Source organism: Streptomyces sp. YGL11-2 (assembly GCF_050054615.1).
GTDB lineage: Bacteria > Actinomycetota > Actinomycetes > Streptomycetales > Streptomycetaceae > Streptomyces.
This window is the reverse complement of record NZ_JBNHIN010000011.1, coordinates 197801-219122: the sequence shown is the minus strand read 5'-3', so window position 1 is coordinate 219122 and position 21322 is coordinate 197801. Positions and strand designations below refer to the sequence as shown.

Here is a 21322-nt window from a genome sequence, read left to right as displayed (position 1 = left end):
TGCGGGAGATGCGGCGCGCGTTGTCTGAGGAGACGGAGCCGGTCAGCGCACGCTCCGCCCGGCGGCGTTCGCCTGCCACTCGCGGCCGATGGAGCGCATCAGCGCCGGGTACACCCCGATGTACCGGAAGGGCTTGATGGCGGCCATGTAGAGGGTGCCGAACAGCCCGTTCGGCTTCACCAGGACGGCCATCTGGCCGCGGTAGCCGCCGGACCCGTCCGGGACCCAGCCGATGTGCATCACCGCGTGCACGGTCTTGTTGCCCATCTCGGCGGCCCATTCGTCGCCCCTCTGATAGAGGGAGGTGAACGGGGACAAGCCGAGGTCGGGACCCTGGGGGCCCTCGCGAAGGTCCGCCGGCAACCGGTCGCGCAGGGAAGGCAGCCGGATGCTGATACCGGTACCGGACTTGTCCCAGCCGAGCAGCGCTCCGAGCTTCCAGCGGACGGCGAAGAGCACGCGGGAGATGGGACCTTCTCCGTTCACCCCGCTCCTGATTCCTTCGGCGATCTGGCGCACCAGCCACACAAGGTCGTCGGGTCCGCCAGGGGTGGGCAGTACCCACACGTCCTCGACCGTGAAGTCGTCGGCGATCTCGTGGATCCGCCAGGGGCGGTCGGTGTGGGCGGTTCGGGGAAGTCTCATGAGCAGGCCCCTATCTATACGGTGGCGTATATATCGAGCGTAGAACCATCTATGCGCCCCCGTATACTCGGCGGCGACGTGAGGAGGCACACACCATGGGCGCGACCCGCACGCCACGCGGCAAGTGGATCGAGGAAGGCTTGCGGGCACTGGTCGCAGGCGGCCCCGAAGCCGTCCGGATCGAGGCACTGGCGCAGGCACTCGGCGTCAGCAAGGGTGGCTTCTACGGGTACTTCCGCAACCGGGGCGCGCTGCTCACCGAAATGCTCGACACCTGGGAGTACGAGGTCACCGAGAGCGTGATCGAGCAGGTTGAGAGCGGCGGGGGAGACGCCAGGGCCAGACTGGAGCGGCTGTTCGCCATCGTCGCCGCCGCCACCGATGGGCCGGTGCGGGGCACCACCGCCGATATAGCGATCCGCGACTGGGCCCGCCGCGACGCGGCCGTCGCCGAACGCCTGCGCCGCGTCGACAACCGCCGTATGGACTACCTGCGTTCCCTGTTCTCCTCCTTCTGCCCCGACGAGGACGAGGTCGAGGTCCGCTGCCTGCTCGCCGTCTCGGTGCGCATCGGCAACCACTTCAACGCCGCCGACGACGGCAGGCGCAGCCGCGCAGAAGTGATGGAGCTGATCAGGCAACGGCTGCTGGAGTAGCCGCCCCCGCCATCGTCACCCGCACGTGGCGTCACTCTCACGTGGCCCAACGTGCGCCTGGTCACGGCTAGGGCCTGTCCGGCGCAGGCCGTACGAGGTGGGCATCACTGGAAATCGAAGATGCGCATGCCAGCCCCCGCGACCGCGGCATGACCCGTCGGACACGCCCTAGGGACCCCTGAGTGTCGGCAAAGGCACGTACACCGACCGCGGTCCGGCCACCCACCTTCAGGGCCTGGCCGGCCTCCTGGCCCAAGCCGCCGAGGGCCAAGAGCAGCCATCCCCGCTCTCAGCGCGCGGAACTTCGCTGCAGCCTCCCGCCATCATGTGGCGAGGGCGCTGACGTCATTTCTTGAAGTGAACGAAGCCGCGAGGAGGACCCGCTTGCGGAGCAAGGGGAGTCCGGCCCGGTTGAACATCTGCCGCTTCAGCGTTTTCAGTCTGTTGACGTGTCCCTCGACCACGCCGGAACTGTAGTCCGAGGTCAGCCCAGCCAGCACGGCGTCGAAGTCCTGACGCAGGAATCCGGCGAAGCTCTTCACCGGGGCGGGCGCGGTCTGCTCGGCCTGACGTATCCAGTCGTGCAGGAGGAAGCCGCGGCGGTGACGCAGCAGGTCGGTGAACGTACGGGCAAAGTCGCAGGCTGCCGCGATGTCCGGGCAGGCGAGCCGTACCTCGTCCAGTCCGGCGGCATCGCGAGGTGACAGGCTCTCGCGGGTCTGCATGATCCAGCCGGTGATCCGGCGCGGCCTGGGTAACTCGGCGGGGGCCGGGGGTGCGGTGCCGGCGCGGACGGTGCGGAGGTAGCGGGTGACGGTGGAGTACCCGCCCTGGTGGCCCTGCTCACGCAGCTGCTCGAACAGGGCCGTGCCGCTGGTGTTTCCGCGGGCGAACTCGGCCTGGAGGAAGGGCTTGAAACGGTCGAGCGGAACGCTGCGGCGGTCGCGGGCCGAGGCGAGCAGCGTGTCGAGGTCGGTGTCGCGGTAGTGGCGCACGGTCTTGCGGTCCAGGCTGAGGTGCCGGGCGATCTCACTGACCGGGTAGCCGGTCGCGACCATGCGGTTGATCTCCACGTGCCGGTTCAGGACCCGCTGGACGATCAGGGTCGGCGGCAGGGCATCGAGCAACGGCATCTGGACGGGCCGGTCCTGGCCGCGCTCGGCATGCTTCTTCAGGCAGCTGCGGTGCTGCTGGCAGACCTTCTCGACGGCTCGGGACAGGCCCTGGAGCAGGTGAAAGCGGTCCGCAACTTGCGTGGCGTCCGGGCAGGCGGCGGTGGCGGCTCGGCTGTAACTGCTGTCGCGGTCACGGCAAATGATCTCGGCGCCGGGGTGGTCGGCCAGCCACGCCGTGAGGGTCTCGGACGAGCGATCGGGCAGAAGGTCGATCACTGCGGATGTATCGACATCGACGAGGATGGTGCCGTAGGTACGGCCCTTGCGGAACGCGAAGTCGTCCACGCCCAGCACCCTCGGACTGGACGGGGCTCTGGTGGCCGGCGGATCGGGCAGAGCCATCAGCAGGCTGATCAACGTGACCCGGCTGACCGCCACCGCGAGGACTGCCGCGATCCGGGCCCCGGCCCGGCCAGCCAGGGCCAACGCGAGCGCCAGCAACAGGCGGTGCAGCGACGGGGTACGGCGCTGGTAGCGGATGGTCAGACCGTCGACCTGCTCGACGAACGTGCGGCGCGAGCAGGCGCGTTGGTCGCAGAACAGGCGGCGCACCGTCAGGTCGATGACCACCGGCCGCCCGGCGATGGCGGTATCGGCGAGATGCCGTTGGTATCGGCTGTGCACACGGCGTGCGGAAGTCCCGCAGCCCGGGCAGTCCACCGCTCGGCCTTCCGGAGTACACGCGGTGACATGCACCGTGCCACCCTCCACGAACACCCGCTCCACCCGCACCGACTTCAGGTGCGGGAACACGATGCCCAGAAGCTCGTCACACATACATGACGATGCCAGAAAAATGACACTCCGTCACTCGTCACGAAAATCTTGCCTGAACCAACTTCAAGGAGCCCTATCACCAAGCCCACTGACCACACCCCGGTGCGCCCGGCTACACATCCTGTATCGGAACCGGGGACGATCCAGCGAGGCGGTGGGCGACGCGGGCGCCCCTGCCCGCGTCGCCGACCGCCTCGCTGCTGTGTTTACGTGTGCTGTTGTTCCGCCTTGTGCTCACTCAGGCTGTCCGGCCGTGTCGGCGCCGGGTGGGCCGCCAGGTGCCGGGCGGCGGTGAGCAGGGCCGGGAGGTGGGGGTTGGCGGTGCGGTAGAGCAGGCGGTGGCCGCTGCGGCGTACCGTGACCAGGCCCGCGGCCCGCAGGCGCGCGAGGTGCTGGGTGACGGCCGCGTAAGGGGCGCCGACGTGCTGCGTCAGCTCCCCGACCGAGAGCTCCCGGTCGTCAGCCAGAGCCTGCAGCAGCCGCAGCCGGATGGGGCCGGCCACTGCCTTCAACATCCCTGTGACGGCGGCGATTTCAGCGTCCTTGAACGGCACGGTTGTCGTGCACGGCGGGAAGAGGACGACGTCGGGCTCAGTGAGCGCATGCACCGGGCAGTCCCCCTTCCGCGGCGTAGGCGAGGGCGCGGGGTTCGTCGTGCCGGTGCCAGTGCAGGTCGCGGACGGACGGCACGCCGGCGAGCATGTCGACCAGCCGGTCCAGCAGGCCGGTCTCCGGGCCGTCCAGGGTGACCATCATTTGCACGTTGGTGGTGAACGCGTCGTACGGACCGGTGTGCATGGCCTCAATGCGGGCGCCGGGTCGGCTGAGGGCCAGCACGCACAGCGCACGCACCTTGGTCTCCGCTCCCCGGTCGCAGTGGACGTGGAAGGTGACCAGTTCGCGGGACCGGGACGCCGTCGTCTCGGTGTCGGGGTGCCTGGTCTGCTTGCGGCGGGAACGGGGCAGGAATTTCATGACGGTATCCCTTGGAAGCTCGGCGTCAGGAAGACCAACGAGCCGGTCGTCGATCGTCCCTTCATCAGGGGCGGGGCTTGGTCGTGGCCGATGGCTCGAAGGCGTAGCCGATCTGCCGTACGGTGCGGATCAGTGCACGGTGTCCGGGGCCGAGCTTTTGGCGCAGGCGGGCGATGTGTACGTCGACCGTGCGCATGTCCCCCATGGGGGTCTGCTGCCACACCAGTGCCATCAGCTGCTCGCGGGTGTGGACCCGGCGCTGGTTGGCGACCAGATGGGCGAGCAGCTCGAACTCCATGCATGTGAGATTCAGTTGGCGTCCGGCAACGGATACCCGGCGGGAGTCGCAGTCGACGACAAGGCCGCGGACGCGGTGGACCGGCGCCCGGGGCAGATCCGCTGCCTCATGCGGGGACGACAGTGGATGCGGAACGGCGTGGAGCCAGCGCACGCTGGCAGGCCGGCCCAGTAGGGTGCGGCGGACCGATCGGTGGCGGAGGTTCATGGCTGCTTCCCTCGGATCGGGGTACTGGCGGCGAAGGGCATGGCGAAACCCGCCATATGCCTTGTCTGGGAGAGGTGTTGACGGCGCACGGAAGCCGCCCGCCCTGCGAGCGCGCAGCCCGGCCGCCCGGGTCGGCGGAAGCCGCACGGGTGTCTGGCAAAGAGGGGTCGCGAACGCGTCGGGAGAGGTGGTTACCGCGTACCGGAGGTCGAGAAAGACATACGGATCAGGGGCCTACTGTGGCCCGGACTACTGCAACTGCAATCCATGACTCTCGCCTCCTCCCGGCCGGGGCGCGCGATGGCGCCATACGACTCGGCAAGGAGCGGACCCGCCCCGGGGACAGGCTCACCCCAACTCGTCAGAGCTTTGGCACTGCACGGCGTAATCCCCGTACCGGGGAAGCCACTTGGGATCACCCCTTAAGTCGGGGAGACCTGTCCTGACCCTGGGCGTCTCTCGACGTCGTGGGGTCAGTGGCCTATGTCCGTACAGACGCCTCACCGAACGAGGTGCCTTCTTCAAACCTCCACAAGTGTGCCTGACACTTGCACATCAACGCAACCAACTGACGAAGCCTTGACAGCCCGCCTCGCCGTGGCACATGCCGAAGAGACACTGCCACGGTCGTTGGGGTTTTGGCGAACAGCCAGGGAAACAGCGGGGGGCCGGAGCGGCGCGTGATCAGCCGGCCGAGGTGGGTTCCGCCGTCTCGCTACCCGAGGACGTCTCCTCGACCGGTATCGGTTCCAGACCGATCTTCTCGGCGATCCGGGTCAGCAGAGCGTCCTGTGCGGCGAGATGCGCCTGCACCTGTGCCACCTCGTGCAGGGCAGCGCTCGCGTCGTGGAAGGTCGCCGCGGAACGCCTGTCCGACGCGGCGGCCTGCACGTTCTGGCCGACCATGATGACGGACAACAGCACCAGCTGCAGGAACGTCTGCGCCACCCAGGACACGATGGCCGACGCCCCGCCCTTGATCGCATCCGGGAGACTGATCAGGTCGAACAGCGCAAACGCGTAGGCACACCACATGCTGCCGACCGCCCGCGTGATCACAATCGCAACCCTGGTGTTGAACCGGGTCACCGCATTGCCCTTCGAGAGCTGATCAGTGACTTTCACCGGCCCCTGAGCATGCCGCGAGGCAATGTGCGGGTGAGGCAGGTGCTCGTAGATCGTCATGTCCTGGCTTCCTATAAAGGGGCACTGCCCCGGTCGATGTTCGGCGGCCATGAGATCAGCGGCCGAAGCGGGCCGCAAGGGCAAGAGGTCTAACGACACCCTTCAGCGCCAACTCGGTGTCCCGCCCCAGCACACCGGCGACGCCGAGTATGCCCAGAGCCCGACCGAGGGGCCAGGATGTGACAGCAGCGGGCATCGGTGCCGTCTGCGTGGCTTCGCTGCCGAACCAGGCCCCGACTCCCGCCGAAAACAGCAGCGCCCGACGCACGACGAAACGCACACCGTCGCTCCGGCCGGGTTCAGGCTTCAGCCAGGCGGCGTTGTCCGCTCCATAGAGCTCGGCCACGGCGATATCCCTTCGTCTCGCGCCACACCCGCGCAGCGTCCGCCGCCACCGGAGCCCTCAAGCGGCGGACAATGTCGGGTCGGGTGCCGCTGGGAGCCGTTTGGCAGCCGACCCGCACCCCAAGCCCACCCAGGACCACGCGAGACCCGCCGAGCCCAACGACCTGACCTGCGGAAACATCAAACAGGCAGGTGCCGCTCCTGACCGAACCTCATTCGGGACGAAGAGGTCATGGGTTCAAATCCCGCCGTGTCGAAGGCTTTCCGTGCGTGAGCAATGCGTGAGCGGACGGCGGAACATGAGGCGCCGAAAGCTGGAACCAGCGTCAGGCCGGGCGGCGCTGACCTGCAAGAACAGCACCACCCGGCAGGCGCCAGCACCACCGATCAGGTATTCGACCCCACTCCTAAAGCGGGTGTCGGCAGTTCGAATCTGCCCGGGGGCACCAGCAAAGAGGCCACCTAGGAACGTTCCTGGGTGGCCTTTGACATCCAGGTCTGACGTCAACGGGCGCGGTCGCCAAGGAACACGCCAACAACCTGCTGCTCATCCCGCGGCGCGGTGCGGGCGGTCGGCCGACCCCGGCGCGCCGCGTTCGCGGACGAGAGCGAGAGCAAGTGTCCTTACCGGTGGCGGTACCGGTAAGGCCGCCTGGTGTCGGGCCGGCTCTTGGGGGGTCAGTTCTTGGTCGGGACGATGGTGCCGAAGGAGGCGGCGGCTATCCGCTGTATGTAACGCGCCTCGCCGCCGTTGAGGTTGGTGGGGTTGACCGAGTAGACGATCTTGCGGGAGAGGTCGCGGGTAGCGAACACACCGCTGGTGTAGCCCGGGCGGGAGCCGGTCTTGCCCCAGACCACGACGCCGTTGGTCGCCTTGACCCGCATCAGGCCCATGGTCATGCAGGCCCGGCCGGCGTCGGCCTCGGTGCGGCACTGGCTGCTGTGGAAGCTGGGGACGTCGGGGACCGCGAACAGCTCGGCCTGCTGGGCCCGTGGGAGGAATCGGCCGCGGAGGAGGGCGGTCAGGAAGCGGTCCAGGTCGGCGGGGGTGGAGATCATGCCGCCCTCGGCCCAGGGCCAGGGGCTCTGCTCGGTGACGTCCACCGGGTGCGTGGTGCCGTCGGCGGACGTGACCGTCAGGTAGCCGTGCGAGTGCGGGCCCGGCAGGCGCGGGTCGTCGGCGTCGGGGACGTAGGTGTCGTGCAGACCGAGGAGCCCGGTGATCCGGGACCGCACCTCATGGGCGAAGGTGTGGCCGGTGATCTTCTCGATCAGCACGCCGGCGACGTAGTAGTTCATGCCGTTGTACTGCTGCGCGGTGCCCGGCGCGAACTGCATCGGCTGACCTGCCATCAGGTCGATCACCTGCTGCGGGGTGAAGCTCTTCAGGCGGTTGGCGGCGAACCACTCCGGGCTGCCGTCGCCGAATTCCGGGCCGGCGGCGCCGCGCGGCAGACCGCTGGTGTGGTTGAGCAACTGGCCGACCGTGACAGGCGGGAGGCCCGCGGGCAGGACGCCCGGGAGGTAGTGCTGGACGGGCTCGTCCAGCTTTATCCGGTGCTCGGCGGCGAGTTGGAGGACGATGGTGGCGGTGAAGACCTTGGAGATGCTGCCGATCCGGATGTGCGCCTGGGGTGGGACGCCCTGACCGGTCTCCAGGTCGCCCACGCCCGAGGTGCCCGACCAGTGGCCCGCGCTACCGGTGATCCGTACCAGCGCGCCGGTGACGTCCGCGTTCGGCAGGCCGCTGATGGCCGCCTTCAGCGCGGCCGGGTCCAGCTTGGGCAGCGTTGCGGTGGCGGCGGGGGCCGGGCGCAGGCCGGCGGCGAGGGCGGGCGCGGCCGCACCCGTGACCAGGGCCGTCAGCAGGGTGCCGGAGGCGGCCAGGGTCGTCCAACGGGCGCGGCGGGCAGGGCTGTTCACGATAGGGCTCTCCATGGTGGTGGCGACGGGACCGGCGATCGACCGGCCCGAGCACGAGTCTCTTCCGCGCCGGCAGCCCGGCCCATCAGGGAACGTCCCTGAGAAAACCCTGAGCGAACCCCTATGGCCGAATCCGAGGCGGAATGCCGAGGATCCGCGGACGCCGCACAATCGCCGCACAGTCACCGCACAGTCACCGCAGATGTGGCACACCCGCCGGGGCGAGCGGACGGCGGGGAGAACGCGGGCGGCACGTCCGGGGGGCTCTTCGGGCGGATGCGGGGCGAGCGCGGTCCGGGAAGCGCAGGGGCGGGTCGGAGGCGTTGGCCACGGCGTCGTCCGGGGTGGCGCGGGCGTACGGAGCCGCGGACGGCGGACCGCCCTGGCGAGCCGCTCGTCTCGTCGCCGGGTGGGGCCGGGCACCCCGGGCCGGGAGCCGGGCCACGGAGAGCGGAGGGCGGGTCCGGATCGCGGGACGGTCGGTCGGGGCGGTGTAGCCGGGCGGGCGGCACACGGCAGATGACCCAACTGGCGAAATCCGGCCACGCCCGCGCGAGGCGATCTATACCATTCACCCCATGAACCCCTCTATCGCTCCCGACGAGGCGAACGAGCGGATACGCGCATTCATGGCCGCCCGCCCCGGCGGTGCGCTGTCGCCCGAGGAGCAGGCCGAGTACGAGCAGCTGCTGGCCGTGTGGGCGGAAGCCGTGCACACGCGGTCGGCATCGGCGTGACCCCGTGAGACGCGGCGTGAGACGCGGGAGGCGCGCCACCGGCAGGGGCCACCCGGGAGTGATCCCGGGTGGCCCCTGGTCTCGTCTGCCGTTGTCTGCTGTTGCCTGGTGTCGTCTGCCCTTGTCTGTTGTTGTCTGCTGCTGCTCGGCGATGCCTGGTGGTGTCCGGGCGGCCGCGGTCGGTCCGGCGGGACGGGTGGAGTTATCCACAGGGTGGGCGGCGGGGGTGGCGGGGCTCGTAGGCTTTCGGGGTGGGTTCGGCGGATGCGGGAGTGGTCGTGAGCGTGGACGTGGATGTGGATGTGGACGGTGTCCAGGGGACGGGCGGGGTGGCCGGCGAGGCGGTGCAGGTGCTGCGCCGGGTGTTCGGGTACGACGCCTTCCGCGGGAGTCAGCAGGAGATCATCGAGCACGTCGTAGGGGGCGGCGACGCGGTGGTGCTGATGCCCACCGGGGGCGGGAAGTCGCTGTGCTACCAGATCCCGTCGCTGGTGCGGCCGGGCGTCGGGGTCGTGATCTCGCCATTGATCGCGTTGATGCAGGACCAGGTCGATGCGCTGCGGGCGCTCGGGGTGCGGGCCGGGTTCCTCAACTCGACGCAGGATCTGGAGGAGCGGCGGCTGGTGGAGGCCGAGTTCCTGGCCGGTGAGCTGGATCTGCTGTATCTGGCGCCGGAGCGGCTGCGGGTCGAGCAGACCGTGCAGCTGCTGGACCGCGGGAAGATCTCGCTCTTCGCGATCGACGAGGCGCACTGTGTCGCGCAGTGGGGCCACGACTTCCGGCCGGACTATCTGGCGCTGTCGATGCTGCACGACCGCTGGCCGGACGTGCCGCGGATCGCGCTGACCGCGACGGCCACCGAGGCCACCCACGGCGAGATCACCTCACGGCTGCGGATGGCGGACGCGCGGCACTTCGTGGCCAGCTTCGACCGGCCGAACATCCAGTACCGGATCGCGGCCAAGAGCGAGCCGAAGAAGCAGCTGCTGGAGCTGGTGCGCGGGGAGCACCCCGGGGACGCCGGCATCGTCTACTGCCTCTCGCGGGCCTCGGTGGAGAAGACCGCGCAGTTCCTGGTGGACAACGGGGTCGCCGCGGTGCCGTATCACGCCGGGCTCGACGCCCGTACGCGTGCGGAGAACCAGGCGCGGTTCCTGCGGGAGGACGGGCTGGTCGTGGTCGCCACCGTCGCGTTCGGGATGGGGATCGACAAGCCCGATGTGCGGTTCGTGGCGCATCTGGACCTGCCGAAGTCGGTGGAGGGGTACTACCAGGAGACCGGGCGCGCGGGGCGGGACGGTCAGCCGTCGACGGCCTGGCTGGCTTACGGGCTCCAGGACGTGGTCCAGCAGCGGAAGATGATCGACGGGTCGGAGGGGGACGACGCGCACCGGCGCCGGCTGTCCGCCCATCTGGACGCGATGCTGGCGATGTGCGAGACGGTGGCGTGCCGACGGGTGCGGCTGCTGGCGTATTTCGGCCAGGAGAGCGGACCGTGCGGCAACTGCGACACCTGCCTGGCTCCGCCGCAGACCTGGGACGGGACGGTGCCCGCGCAGAAGCTGCTCTCGACGGTGGTGCGGCTGCAGCGCGAGCGGGGGCAGAAGTTCGGCGCGGGGCAGATCATCGACATCCTGATGGGGCGCAAGACCGCCAAGGTGATCCAGTTCGACCATGACGGGCTGAGCGTCTTCGGGATCGGCGAGGATCTGCGGGAGGCCGAATGGCGGGGCGTGGTGCGGCAGTTGCTGGCGCAGGGCCTGCTGGCCGTCGAGGGGGACTACGGCACGCTGGTGCTCACCGAGGCGAGCGGCGAGGTGCTGCGCGGGCAGCGCGAGGTCCCGATGCGGCGGGAGCCGGAGAAGCCGGGGAAGGCCGCACGGGCGGCGAAGGCCAAGGCCAAGCGGGCGCCGGTAGATCTGCCGGAGGCGGCGCTGCCGGTCTTCGAGGCGCTGCGCGGCTGGCGGGGCCGTACGGCCAAGGAGCAGGGCGTACCGGCGTATGTGATCTTCCATGACGCCACGCTGCGGGAGATCGCCACGGTCCATCCGGCCACGACGGCCGAGCTGGGCACGGTGAGCGGCGTCGGCGAGAGCAAGCTCGCGAAGTACGGGCAGCAGATCCTGGACGTGCTGGCGGGGCGGGACGCGGGAGAAGCAGCCGCCGAGCAAGACCCCGCGGAGGCGCCGGCGGAGGCGCCGGCCGCGGACGAGGACGTGGTGCCCGAGCCGCCGGACGACATCGACTGGTGAGGAAGGGCAGGGGGGTTCGGTGGACTCAGGGGGTGGCGGTGGTCCGGTCCGGGGGGTGAGGCGGGAAGCTGAGGAGGGCGCGGGCGCCGCCGTCGGGGGCGTTGGTGAAGTAGAGGCCGATGCCGAGGACGGCGGCCTGGCCCACGGCGATGGTCAGGCCCAGACCGTGGCCTCTGCCGCGGCCCGGGGCATCGGTGCGGAAGCGCTGCGGGCCGTGGTGCAGCAGGTCCGCGGGATAGCCGGGGCCGTGGTCGCGCACCTCGATGGTGGGGATGCCGCCGGGCAGGGCGTCCACGGTCACCGCGACCGGGGGCCGGCCGTGCCGGTGCGCGTTGATGACGAGGTTGGCGAGGATGCGGTCCAGGCGGCGCCGGTCCGTTTCGACGACGGTGTCGGCGAGGATCCGTACGTCGGTGCCGAAGCCGGTGGCGCGTACGGAGCGGGTGACGAGCGGGCCGAGTGCGCAGGCGGCGAGGTCGGCGTGTTCGGCGCCGGAGTCGAGCCGGGAGATCTCCAACAGGTCCTCGGTGAGCCGGTGCAGGGCGTGCAGCCGGTCGTTGATCATCTCCTTGGGGCGGCCCTCCGGGAGGAGCGCGGCGGAGGCGAGGATGCCGGTGAGCGGGGTGCGCAGTTCGTGGGCGACGTCGGCGGTGAAGCGCTGCTCGGCCTGGAGGCGGCCCTGGAGGGAGCCGGCCACGGAGTCCAGGGCCGCCGCCACCGCCGCCACCTCGTCATACGCCGACGGGCCGCCGCGCGGCCACTGACCTGCGACGTCGCCGACCCGCGCGTCCAGGTCACCGGCGGTGATGCGGCGCGCGACGGCCGCGGTGGTGGTCAGCCGGCGGCTGATGCGCCGGGCGAGGAAGAGGCCGGCGAGGGCGACGGCGGTGGCGGCGAGCACGGCCGAGCCGAGGATGGCGGTGTCGAACTTCTCCAGGGTGCGCCGGGTGTTCCCGTAGGGCGACCAGACGGCCATGATCTGGTTGCCGGCGGGCGCCGCGGCCCACATCACCGGCTGTCCGCGATAGCTGCCGACCATGCTGCCGCGTCGGCCGCGGTGCACCAACTTCTTTAGCTCTTCCGGGAGTTCCGGCGGGTCCAGGACGGAGTTGATGCCCTCGCGGGAGGTGCCGTACTCGAAGAGGTCCAGCGCGGTGTCGAGGTCCGCGCGGGTCTCCTTGCGGACCTGGCCGACGGTCTGCCGGGCCACCGCGTTGTGCACGAGCACGCCGAGGACCGCGGCGACCGCGCAGCACACCGCCGTCACGGTCAGCGCGATCTTCCAGCGGAGGGAGACGGCGGGGCGGGGCCGCCTCATGGCGGGGTCCCGGGCGGACCGGGGACGGCCCACGAGGCGCGCCGGCTGATGCTCGTCGGGGACGGGGGCGGGCCTGTGGGGGCGGGCGAGGGAGTGCCGGGCGAGGGTCCGCCGGGCGAGGGCTTCGGCTTGTGGGCGAGGTCGAGGGTGAGGTCCCACAGGCCCATGGAGTGGCCGTCCCAGACGTAGTCGGTGACGCTGACGTAGCGTGGGTCCTTGGTGGGTTCGCGGACCGCGAGATGGCCGGCCGCCAGTTCGACGCCGGCGAGGACGCCGCGCAGCGCGAGGATCCGGGTGACGACCGCGTTCCGGACGGTGTAGACGCGCAGGTCGCTGGTGCGGCGGTCGACATCGACGACGGCGATCAGGTCGGGCTTGCCGTCGTCGGTGAGGTCGTGCAGTTCGGGGCGGCGTACGGAGCGGGGCGCGGGCGCGCGGTCGCCGTCGGAGGTGTAGTCGGCGTCGAGGACGGCGAGCGGGTCGGCGTGTTTCATGTCGCCGCCGGGGATGTGCGGGACGCCGGGGAGGGGTTTGAGGGCGGCGGGGTTGTCGCTCTCGCGCAGGGGTGCGGGGGTGTACCGCGGCCAGAGTTCCTGGGGGGCGTGCACGCTGCGCGCCGGACCGTCGTTCTTCAGGCCCTCGGGGCTCGCACAGCCGGCGAGGGGGACGAGGGCCAGGGCCAGGGCGGCCACGGCGGTGCGGGTGGTCGGCGTCGGGCCCGTGGGGCGTCGTCGGTGCCGCATGCCGTTGTCACCGCCTTCGCCCGCCGTGTGCCGTTCGCCGGCGGACGAAGCGCGCCCACCGCACCCGCACCAATACCCGCAAAGGTCACTATTACGGGCATAGCTTGACCAAGCTACCCAAGGTGGCGCGGTGAGGAATCTTCAGGACGGCCGTTCCGGCAGCTGCCGGACAGCCGTTCCGGCCGTCCTCCCGGCGGGCGCCGCCGACCGCTCCGTTTCACGACTGACCGGAGATGGTGCGGGTGACTGTTACACAACGTATGGATCGTCGTTATGGACGCTCCGTAGCGTGCTCCCCGTACCGCACCCCAGGACGGCACCGGCCGTCCACGACGAGGAGTAGCCATGCGGGCTCAGCGCCGCTCCGTGATCCGTACCGCCACCGTCGCGACCGGCGCGCTGGCCGCCCTGCTGCTTCCCGCGGGCGCCGCCTTCGCCGAGTCCAGCGTGCCCGCGGGCAGCCGGACGGCGATCCTGCTCCCCGACGAGGGGCTGGCCGGCATCGCGGAGAAGGCCGGGCAGCTGCCGAAGGCCGGCCTCATCGGCGGCGCGGGCGTGCTGGGCGCGGCGGGCGTCGCCTTCGCGGTGCGCCGGCGCAGCAACCACGACACCCCGCAGCCGGCGCACGCCACCGGCGGCGCGCAGCGCACCGCCCGCTAGGACGGCGCACCTCCCGCTGGGACTGCACACCTCCAGCCAGGACGGCAGGGGCTCCCGCCAGAGGGCGCGCCTGACGCGCCTGGGCCGCCCGGCCCCGGGCACCCCCGTCCGTCATCGGGCATCCGGCATCCGGCGACGACGTATCGGTAGCGGCCGAAATGTCGCGGCGGAGAATGGACGCATGACGTCCCCGACACCTCCGCCGTCTCCCGACCACAGCTCCGAGCTGGCTCGGCTGGCGGCGCTGCTGGCGGACCGCACCCGCGCCGCGTTCTGCCTGGCGCTGCTCGACGGACGGGCCTGGACCGCCGGTGAACTCGCCGCGTACGCGCAGGTCGCGCCGTCGACCGCGAGCGAACATCTGACCCGGCTGACCGACGGCGGGCTGCTCGTCGAGCGGCGGCAGGGCCGGCACCGCTACGTGCAGCTCGCCGGCCCCGGCGTCGCCGAGCTGCTGGAATCGCTCACCGCCCGGCTCGGCCCGCCCGCCGCCGCACCGCGCGGCCTGCGGGCGGTCAGCACGTCCACCGCGCTCGCCCGCGGCCGTACCTGCTACGACCACCTCACCGGCCGGCTCGGCGTCGCCATCACCGATGCGATGACCGGGCGCGGACTGCTCGACCAGGACGGCGGCTTCGCGTTCACCGACGACGGCCGGGCGTGGTTCGCCGACGCGCTGGGGATTCCGCCCGCGGTGCTGCGCGGCGGACGCCGCCCGCAGGCCCGCGGCTGCCTGGACTGGACCGAACGCCGGCAGCACCTCGCGGGCACCGCCGGCGCCCGGCTCTGCGAGCGGCTGCTGGAGCAGCGCTGGATCCGCCGGATCGGCAGCGGACGCGCGGTACGCCTCACGCCGGACGGCGCGCGGACGCTCAAGGAGTTGCTGGGGATCGACGGGGCGGCGGCGGGGCTGGCGTAACGGGGGCCGCGCGCCGCGTCGAGCCGGGGCCACGCGCCGCGTCGTCGGGCCGAGGCCGCGTGGCCACCGCCATGACGCGGGGAGGGGACGGTACGAACGCGGTCACGCCCGGGTGGGCCGGGCGGCGGTCCAGGAGCCGACCGACGCGGTACCGCGCGCGGCGGGGCCCGGGGCCGCATCGGGACCGGGCCGGGTCGAGGCGGCGCCCGGACAACGGTCTATCCGCGGGCCGCCGGGGGCTGCCGGACCGCGCCCGCCCCGTCGCGGCAGCCGCCCCCGTCGCCGGCCCGCGCATAGACCGTTATCCGGGCGCCGCGCACCTCCGTGCTCCCGCACACCACGAACTCCCCGCGCAGCGTGGCCCGTTTGGCGATCTCCTGGTCGTTGTCGTCGACCGGCTGCCCGCCCGGGTCGCCCGCCACGACGATCCGGCGGCTGGCCAGCATCCGGTCGCGGATCTGGTCGCCGGAGAGCTCCGTCCCGTAGAGGGTGTGGGACGCCACCGGGCTCTTGGCCAGCGCGAGATCGTCCAGACCGCGGAAGTCGTGCGGCCGGGGCGCCATCCAGACGCGGCGGCGGGACGGCATGAAGAGGAGCCCGTCGCCCGGCTCGGACACCTCGCGCACCGCCTGGGCGACGGCGGTGGCGTCGTCGACCCGGCTGTCCGGGCTGCGCAGATGGACGTCCACGGGCAGCAGCGCGGCCAGCGCCAGCGACAGGGCCAGCACCCGCCGCAGCAACCGGCCGCGGGTCTGGCCCAGTTCGCCCGCCGGCCGCAGCAGCCGGGCCAGCGCGGCGCCCGCGACCAGCGCGAAGCCCGCCACGTAGTAGAGGACGTAGCGGTCCACGTAGGCGGGTTCGACGTGGGAGAGGAGGAGCAGGAGGAGGGTGGGCAGGATCAGCAGCGGGATACCGACGGCGCGCAGCCCGACCGGACCACGGGAGCGTATGGGGACGCGGGCGCAGCCGAAGCCGAGGACCGCGAGAACCGCGAACGTCAGGAGTTGCAGCGGGTCCGGCCACATGAGCCAGCTGATCTGGGCCGACTGCCGGGTGCTGAAGACCGCGAGCGGGGCGAGTCCGGCGGCGACGGTGAGCGCCGACAGCGCCCAGGCGCGCAGCGCGCGGCGGGGCAGCCGGCCCAGTATGACGGCGGCACCGTGCGCGGGCAGCGCCAGCGCCGCGAACTCGTGCAGCAGGCAGGCGAACAGCATCAGCGCGGTATAGCCCCACCACAACTGGCGGCGCGGGCGGGCGGCGGCGAGCACCAGCAGATACGTGGCCCAGACGACCGCCGCACAGATCGTCGCGTAGGAGCGCCCCTCCTGCGCGTACTGCTGCACGACCGGGATCAGCGCGAAGGCGAGCCCCGCGAACAGTCCCGCCCGCCGCCCGACCAGGCGCTCCCCCAGCAGCGCGATCCCCGCCGCGGCGACCGTCATCGCCACGACCGACGGCAGCCGCAGGCCGATCACCGCGCCGAGGGTGCTGCCGAGGGTGGCGTCGTAGACGACGAACCAGACGTGCATCAGCGCGTAGTACAGGCCGTGCACGACATCGACGTGGAGCAGCGTCAGCCACAGATCGGACAGGCTGCGGTGCGCCATGTCGTAAGTGACCGCCTCGTCGCGCCAGATGGCGTCCTGCCGGCGGATCCCCCACGCCCCCAGGAACAGCATCAGCCCCGCGGGCGCCACCACCACCGCGCTGCGCGCCGCCCAGGCCGCGGTGGCGGATGCGGCGGATGCGGAAGCGGACGCCTGGTACGTCTTGTGGGCTTGCGCTGCGTCGATGACGGGCTCCGGTCACGAGGGGACGGAGGGGCGGTACGGGCGGAACGGTACGGGGGCGGTACGGGCGGAACGGTACGGGGGCGGTACGGGCGGTACGGGCGGAACGGGCGGAACGGTACAGGCGGGTGCGGAGGTGGTCCGGCGACCGGGAGCCGGGAGCCGGGCGACCGCCGTAACGGCCGACCGGCTCCCGCGCCTCACCCCAGCCGGGTCAGCTTCGCCCCGAACGTGGGCTCGGCCAGGTCCGATTGCAGTGCCACCGGGACCTTCTGCTGGCTCGCTCCGTTGCCGACCGTCAGCTCGCCGACGACCGTGCCGGCCTTCGCCGTGTGCGGTACGGCCTTGCCACCGTCGCCGATCGAGAACGTCGCCTTCATACCGGGCCAGCCGACCGCCGTCAGGTCCTTGGTGGCGACCACCGGCGTCTGGCCGTCGAGCCCGTCGTCCACGTAGCCGACGACCTGCCCCTTCTTCACCACGGTGGCGGAGGACAGCGCGTCCTTGGCCGCGCCGATCACCTTCTGGCTGTTCTCCAGGGCCAGTTGGAGGTGGGCGTTGGGGTCGGTGCCGCGGGCGTGCTGGTCCATCGTCACACCGAGCAGCAGCTGGTCCTTGCCGCCGATGGTGCGGTACGCGGCCCACATGAAGGTGCCGCCGGCCGGCGAGCTGGAACCGGTCTTGATGCCGCGGACCACGCCCGGCATCGTCGTCAGCAGGCTGTTGTTGTTGTAGATCTTGTCCGGCAGACCGTCGATCTTGACGTTCTCGGTGGTGACGACCGCGCGGAAGGCGTCGTTCTTCATCACCGCCTCGGCGAGCTTGAGCTGGTCGACGGCGGTGCTGACGGTCGTCTTGTCGAGACCGCTGGGGTCGGTGTACGTGGTCTGGGTCATGCCCAGGTCCTTGGCGGCGGCGTTCATCTTCTTCGTGAACGCGTCCTCGGACTGGGAGTCCCAACGGGCCAGCTGGCGCGCGACGTTGTTGCCCGACGGAATCATCAGCATCTGGAGCATCTGGTACTCGTTGAACGTCTGCCCCGCCTTGAGCGGCACCCGCGACTCGTCCTGCTTGTGCGAGTCGGCCTCCCCCTGCGGGTCGATGGTGATCGTCTCACCCTTCTCCCCCTTCTTCAGCGGGTGGTCGCGCAGGATCACGTAAGCGGTCATCACCTTGGCGACGCTCGCCGTCGGCACCGGCTTGGCCTGGCCGGACGTGCCCAGGCTGCCCACGCCGACGACCTCGGCCGCGGCCTGGCCCTGGTCGGGCCACGGCATCGAGAGCTTGCCGCCCTGGAACGTGAACGCGGTCGACGAACCGACCGCCAGCGTCGGGCCGGGCAGCGGACGCACCGACTGGACGATCACGAAGATGATCCCCAGCAGCACGACCAGCGGGGTCCAGATCTTGAACCGCCGGACGATGGTGCGCAGCGGAGTCTCGGGCGGCGGCGGGGTGTTGGTGAGCTTCGCCAGCAGGTCCAGCGGCGGCAGCGGCTCCTGCCGGGTCCGCTCGGACTCCGACTCGGCGGCGGACTCGCCAGCGGACTCGGCAGCAGACTCCGTCGCGGAACCGGCCTTGGAGCCGGACGCGGTGGCGGAATCCGCGGCCGGCGGCGCGACGGCCGGCTTCCCGGCGGGCTTGGCCGGCACGGCGGCCGGCAGCGCCCCGGGCGCCGTGCCCGGCGCCTTCTCGGGGGCCTTCTCGGGGGCCTTCTCAGCAGCCTTCGCCGGCGCGCCGCCCGTCGACGTACCGCCGTCGGCCTTGCCCTTGCCCGCGTCGGCCGTCGCGTCAGCCGCGTCAGCCGCGTCAGCCGTCTCGCCCTTGTCGGTCTTCTCGCTCTTGTCGACGGTCTCGGCCGGCTTGCCGGCCGTACGGGCCGGGGTCTTGGGCGCGGTCTTCCCGATCGACCGCTCCGCCGCGCCGCCGTCCGTCGACTTCAGCGCCACGAACTGGCTGGTCCGCTCGGCGTCCCGCTCGTCCTCGGCCCCGGCCTTGCCGCCGTCCCCGGCCTTCGCGTCGCCCTTCGCCTTGGTATCGGCGTTCGCCTTGGTGTCGCCGTTCGTCTTGGCGTCGGCGGGCGCCTTCTCCTCGCCGTTCGCCTTCGCGTCGGCCTCGGCGGCCTTCTTCGCGGCACCCTTGTCGATCTTGAAGGTGGTGGTCGGGCTGTCGACGGGACGTTCCTCCGCCGCACTCTCGCCCTTCGCCTCCCCCTCCTTCAACTTCGCGATAGCAAACACGCGTGTGGCGTCATCGACCGGCGCCTCGTCGGCGTCCCCGGCCTCGCCCTTCTTCAGACCCGCCGTCTTGAAGACGGCGGTGGCCTGGTCGACGGCGGGGGAATCCGACGCGGCGGCAGCCCCGGCACCGGACCCGGCCGCCGACCCACCCTCGGACGCGGCCCCCTTCCCGCCCCCGGACGCCTTCCCCTTCACACCCGCACCGGACTTCGCCCCGGACTTCGCGTCCGCCCCGGCATCCGGCTCAGCTTCCGGCTCGACATCCACCGCCGGCTTCGCGTCCGACTTCGCGGCGGCCTTGCCACCCGCCTTGCCACCCGCCTTGCCGTCCGCCTTGCCGTCCACGTTCGCGCCGGCCCCGGCCGCCGACTTCGCGGCCGACTCGGTGGCCTTCGCCGGCCCGGCACCCGCGGCATCATCCACGTCCGCGGCACCGTCCGCGGCATCGGTCGCGTCCGCGGCGGTGTCCGTGGTCGTGTCCGTGGCCTCTACATCGTCCGTACGTGCGACCCAGGCGGCCACAGCGGCCCGCAGACGGTCGTCGCCGCCCGCGGCCCCGGCGTCGCCCTCCGCGGCCTCCTGAGGCGCCTCAGGCTCCTTCGCGGACTCCGGCGTACGCCCCGCGCCCGCACCCGAGCCCTTCGCGCCCGCCGCCGCCTTGGAACCCTTGGAGTCCCTGGAACCCTTGGAGTCCTTGGAGTCCTTGGAGCCCTTGGAACCCTTCGAGCCCGCCGAGTCCTTCGAGCCCTTCCCGGCCCCCGACCCCGACTCGGACCCCGAGCCCGACACCGACGCCGACTTCGACTCCGGCTTCGACGACGCCGACTCCGCGTCCGACCCGTCCGAAGCATCCACCGCATCCGCATCCGCAACCGCATCCGCGTCCGCCGCCGGCTCCGCGTCCGTATCCCCGTCCGCCCCGGCCGGCTTCACCGTCCCGTCCCGGCCCTTGCGGCGAACGGACAGCCGCGGATCGCGTTCGGTGCGCGCCGTCTCCCCCGACGACTGCTCCTTGTCCGACTTCTTGTCCGACTTGTCGGGGGACTCGCCCGCCACCGATGTCTCCTTCACTACGTCGCACTGCCCTGCCTGGCGCCAACTGGTACCAACCGGCACCAGTGTTCCCAAGTGTCCTGTGTCCCAACGGCGTCATCCCACCGCCACGCGAACCGGTACACGCCGCACCCCGCGGAAGATGTTGCCGACGTGCTAGACGAGAACGACATACCTACCGGTTCCCTACCGAACCCCCCACGCACCCTCGACAGATGAATGTGAGAGGGGTCACCCTGTCATTCATCCACGCGGGGAGGCATGGATGGGCAGGAGCCGCAGAACAATTCCGGAGGAGCTTCTGCTGCTGGCTTTGGACCCGGCCACGGGCACCACAGCACAGCCGCAGTCGCTCGACCTCGGCCTGGCCGGGGCCCAGCTAGTAGAGCTGGCTCTGGCAGGACGGATAGCCCCAGACGGGGATCGTATCGCCGTGGTGATGGCACGGCCGACAGGAGATCCGACTCTGGACTCCGCGCTCGAACTGCTGCGCCGACGCGGCAGTCCGGTGCGCGCGGTCCACTGGATCGGCGGGCCCCGGCTGGGGCTGCGCCAGACGTATCTCACGCATCTGGAACGGTGCGGCATGGTGCATGCCGTGGCGGGTCAGATGTGCGGGGTGCTGCCGACGACGCGCTACCAAGCGACCGAGACGGCCATCAGCCGGGAGATCAGGACCCGGCTGGACAACGCGATCCGCACCGGCGTACCACCGGACCCGCGGACCGCGGCGCTCGCCGCGCTGGCCCACGCGGTCGGTCTCGGCAAGCACCTCTATCCAGGGAACGAGGGGCGGTCATCGCGCTCCCGTCTCCGGGATCTGATCCGTCACGACCCGATGGGCGGACTGGTCGCGCACGCCGTCATGGATGTGCAGAACGGCGCGGCGGCGCAGCCCCGGCGGGCCGCGGGCGCGGGACCGGGCAGCGGCCCGGGTGCCCGGCAGCCGGCGGCCCGGGCCGCGACCGAGACGGCCGGTGTGCCGGTGCAGTCGCGGCGGCACGGCCACGGCAGCATGGCCCGGGTAGGCGCCCGCTGATGCCGTCGGCGCCGTAGGGCGCGCAGGACGCCCCCGAGCGCACGCCCGGTGGGTGCGCGCCGTACGGCACGCGCCCGGTGACCGCGTACGAGGCCGTACGCCACGGCCGTACGCGCAACGCCGGACCGCGGCGTGGACCGCCGGGTACCACCGCGCACCGTCGCGTCGTCGCAGCACCGTGGTCGCACCCTCGCGGCCGCGTCATCGCACCATCGCGCCCCGGTGCAGCACCCGCACCATCGGGCAGCACCGGCACGACCGTCCCCGGCCTGTTCGGGAGCCGCGGCAAGAGAGCGGGGTGGTGGGCCGAGCCGTTCGGACGACGGCCGGTCCGCCACCCCGTGCGCATGTCCGCTCGCCTTCTGTGGTCAATTGACTGCGCGGC

18 protein-coding genes and 1 riboswitch are annotated in these 21322 nt (G+C 71.7%); of the genes, 6 read left to right on the top strand and 12 right to left on the bottom strand.

The window, feature by feature from the left end; genetic code table 11:
* Window positions 1–42 precede the first annotated feature (42 nt).
* Window positions 43–645, bottom strand: a complete 603-nt coding sequence (locus tag ACO1BR_RS15740) for a DUF2867 domain-containing protein (protein WP_426795669.1) — start codon at window positions 643–645, stop codon at window positions 43–45.
* Window positions 646–740: 95 nt separating this feature from the next.
* Between ACO1BR_RS15740 and ACO1BR_RS15735 the strand changes: the two genes are divergently transcribed.
* Window positions 741–1301, top strand: a complete 561-nt coding sequence (locus tag ACO1BR_RS15735) for a TetR/AcrR family transcriptional regulator (protein WP_426795668.1) — start codon at window positions 741–743, stop codon at window positions 1299–1301.
* Window positions 1302–1624: 323 nt separating this feature from the next.
* On the opposite strand, the gene ACO1BR_RS15730 is transcribed toward ACO1BR_RS15735, so the two are convergent.
* The 7 genes from ACO1BR_RS15730 to ACO1BR_RS15700 form a co-directional block, all read right to left on the bottom strand.
* The gene (locus ACO1BR_RS15730; protein ID WP_426795667.1) at window positions 1625–3253 is read right to left on the bottom strand and encodes an ISL3 family transposase; all 1629 of its coding nucleotides are present in this window, start codon (window positions 3251–3253) and stop codon (window positions 1625–1627) included.
* 206 nt (window positions 3254–3459) lie between these two features.
* Window positions 3460–3861, bottom strand: a complete 402-nt coding sequence (locus ACO1BR_RS15725; protein WP_426795666.1) for an ArsR/SmtB family transcription factor — start codon at window positions 3859–3861, stop codon at window positions 3460–3462.
* On the bottom strand, window positions 3845–4228 hold the full coding sequence (locus ACO1BR_RS15720) for a hypothetical protein (RefSeq protein ID WP_426795665.1): 384 nt from the start codon (window positions 4226–4228) through the stop codon (window positions 3845–3847). The genes ACO1BR_RS15725 and ACO1BR_RS15720 overlap by 17 nt, the downstream gene beginning before the upstream one ends.
* A gap of 64 nt (window positions 4229–4292) precedes the next feature.
* Window positions 4293–4733, bottom strand: a complete 441-nt coding sequence (locus ACO1BR_RS15715) for a winged helix-turn-helix domain-containing protein (protein ID WP_426795664.1) — start codon at window positions 4731–4733, stop codon at window positions 4293–4295.
* A 345-nt stretch (window positions 4734–5078) separates the two neighbouring features.
* A riboswitch (M-box (ykoK) riboswitch) is annotated at window positions 5079–5252 on the bottom strand.
* A 165-nt stretch (window positions 5253–5417) separates the two neighbouring features.
* Window positions 5418–5918, bottom strand: a complete 501-nt coding sequence (locus ACO1BR_RS15710) for a hypothetical protein (protein ID WP_426795663.1) — start codon at window positions 5916–5918, stop codon at window positions 5418–5420.
* Between the two features lie 55 nt (window positions 5919–5973).
* Window positions 5974–6264 (bottom strand): hypothetical protein, encoded by a 291-nt coding sequence (locus tag ACO1BR_RS15705; protein ID WP_426795662.1) that lies wholly within the window; start codon window positions 6262–6264, stop codon window positions 5974–5976.
* 677 nt (window positions 6265–6941) lie between these two features.
* Window positions 6942–8186 (bottom strand): serine hydrolase domain-containing protein, encoded by a 1245-nt coding sequence (locus ACO1BR_RS15700; protein ID WP_426795661.1) that lies wholly within the window; start codon window positions 8184–8186, stop codon window positions 6942–6944.
* A 578-nt stretch (window positions 8187–8764) separates the two neighbouring features.
* On the opposite strand from ACO1BR_RS15700, the gene ACO1BR_RS15695 reads away from it, so the two are divergent.
* Both ACO1BR_RS15695 and recQ read left to right on the top strand, forming a co-directional pair.
* A complete protein-coding gene (locus tag ACO1BR_RS15695; RefSeq protein WP_426795660.1) occupies window positions 8765–8923 on the top strand; it encodes a hypothetical protein in 159 nt (52 codons plus the stop codon).
* Window positions 8924–9207: 284 nt separating this feature from the next.
* A complete protein-coding gene (gene recQ, locus ACO1BR_RS15690) occupies window positions 9208–11175 on the top strand; it encodes a DNA helicase RecQ (protein ID WP_426795701.1) in 1968 nt (655 codons plus the stop codon).
* 25 nt (window positions 11176–11200) lie between these two features.
* Here the strand turns inward: recQ and ACO1BR_RS15685 are convergent, their stop codons facing one another.
* Together ACO1BR_RS15685 and ACO1BR_RS15680 are read right to left on the bottom strand one after the other, a co-directional pair.
* Window positions 11201–12493, bottom strand: coding sequence for a HAMP domain-containing sensor histidine kinase (locus tag ACO1BR_RS15685; RefSeq protein ID WP_426795659.1), 1293 nt, complete (start codon window positions 12491–12493; stop codon window positions 11201–11203).
* Window positions 12490–13236 (bottom strand): hypothetical protein, encoded by a 747-nt coding sequence (locus tag ACO1BR_RS15680; RefSeq protein WP_426795658.1) that lies wholly within the window; start codon window positions 13234–13236, stop codon window positions 12490–12492. The genes ACO1BR_RS15685 and ACO1BR_RS15680 overlap by 4 nt, the downstream gene beginning before the upstream one ends.
* A 345-nt stretch (window positions 13237–13581) precedes the next feature.
* On the opposite strand from ACO1BR_RS15680, the gene ACO1BR_RS15675 reads away from it, so the two are divergent.
* Both ACO1BR_RS15675 and ACO1BR_RS15670 read left to right on the top strand, forming a co-directional pair.
* On the top strand, window positions 13582–13896 hold the full coding sequence (locus ACO1BR_RS15675; protein WP_426795657.1) for a hypothetical protein: 315 nt from the start codon (window positions 13582–13584) through the stop codon (window positions 13894–13896).
* Window positions 13897–14077: 181 nt separating this feature from the next.
* Window positions 14078–14815: an ArsR/SmtB family transcription factor gene (locus ACO1BR_RS15670; RefSeq protein ID WP_426795656.1), complete on the top strand. Its 738-nt coding sequence runs from the start codon at window positions 14078–14080 to the stop codon at window positions 14813–14815.
* Between the two features lie 218 nt (window positions 14816–15033).
* Here the strand turns inward: ACO1BR_RS15670 and ACO1BR_RS15665 are convergent, their stop codons facing one another.
* Both ACO1BR_RS15665 and ACO1BR_RS15660 read right to left on the bottom strand, forming a co-directional pair.
* Window positions 15034–16512, bottom strand: coding sequence for a glycosyltransferase family 39 protein (locus tag ACO1BR_RS15665; RefSeq protein WP_426795655.1), 1479 nt, complete (start codon window positions 16510–16512; stop codon window positions 15034–15036).
* Between the two features lie 293 nt (window positions 16513–16805).
* Entirely contained in the window at window positions 16806–19901 is a 3096-nt protein-coding gene (locus ACO1BR_RS15660) for a D-alanyl-D-alanine carboxypeptidase (protein WP_426795654.1), read from the bottom strand.
* Between the two features lie 262 nt (window positions 19902–20163).
* On the opposite strand from ACO1BR_RS15660, the gene ACO1BR_RS15655 reads away from it, so the two are divergent.
* Window positions 20164–20937, top strand: a complete 774-nt coding sequence (locus ACO1BR_RS15655) for a GOLPH3/VPS74 family protein (protein WP_426795653.1) — start codon at window positions 20164–20166, stop codon at window positions 20935–20937.
* Window positions 20938–21322: the final 385 nt, after the last annotated feature.

Excerpts from the sequence above, each read along its gene's own strand:
- ACO1BR_RS15740 (WP_426795669.1), bottom strand. The coding sequence starts at position 645 with ATGAGACTTCCCCGAACCGCCCACACCGACCGCCCCTGGCGGATCCAC.
- ACO1BR_RS15735 (WP_426795668.1), top strand. The coding sequence starts at position 741 with ATGGGCGCGACCCGCACGCCACGCGGCAAGTGGATCGAGGAAGGCTTG.
- ACO1BR_RS15730 (WP_426795667.1), bottom strand. The coding sequence starts at position 3,253 with ATGTGTGACGAGCTTCTGGGCATCGTGTTCCCGCACCTGAAGTCGGTG.
- ACO1BR_RS15720 (WP_426795665.1), bottom strand. The coding sequence starts at position 4,228 with ATGAAATTCCTGCCCCGTTCCCGCCGCAAGCAGACCAGGCACCCCGAC.
- ACO1BR_RS15715 (WP_426795664.1), bottom strand. The coding sequence starts at position 4,733 with ATGAACCTCCGCCACCGATCGGTCCGCCGCACCCTACTGGGCCGGCCT.
- ACO1BR_RS15710 (WP_426795663.1), bottom strand. The coding sequence starts at position 5,918 with ATGACGATCTACGAGCACCTGCCTCACCCGCACATTGCCTCGCGGCAT.
- ACO1BR_RS15695 (WP_426795660.1), top strand. The coding sequence starts at position 8,765 with ATGAACCCCTCTATCGCTCCCGACGAGGCGAACGAGCGGATACGCGCA.
- ACO1BR_RS15685 (WP_426795659.1), bottom strand. The coding sequence starts at position 12,493 with ATGAGGCGGCCCCGCCCCGCCGTCTCCCTCCGCTGGAAGATCGCGCTG.
- ACO1BR_RS15680 (WP_426795658.1), bottom strand. The coding sequence starts at position 13,236 with ATGCGGCACCGACGACGCCCCACGGGCCCGACGCCGACCACCCGCACC.
- ACO1BR_RS15675 (WP_426795657.1), top strand. The coding sequence starts at position 13,582 with ATGCGGGCTCAGCGCCGCTCCGTGATCCGTACCGCCACCGTCGCGACC.
- ACO1BR_RS15670 (WP_426795656.1), top strand. The coding sequence starts at position 14,078 with ATGACGTCCCCGACACCTCCGCCGTCTCCCGACCACAGCTCCGAGCTG.
- ACO1BR_RS15655 (WP_426795653.1), top strand. The coding sequence starts at position 20,164 with ATGGGCAGGAGCCGCAGAACAATTCCGGAGGAGCTTCTGCTGCTGGCT.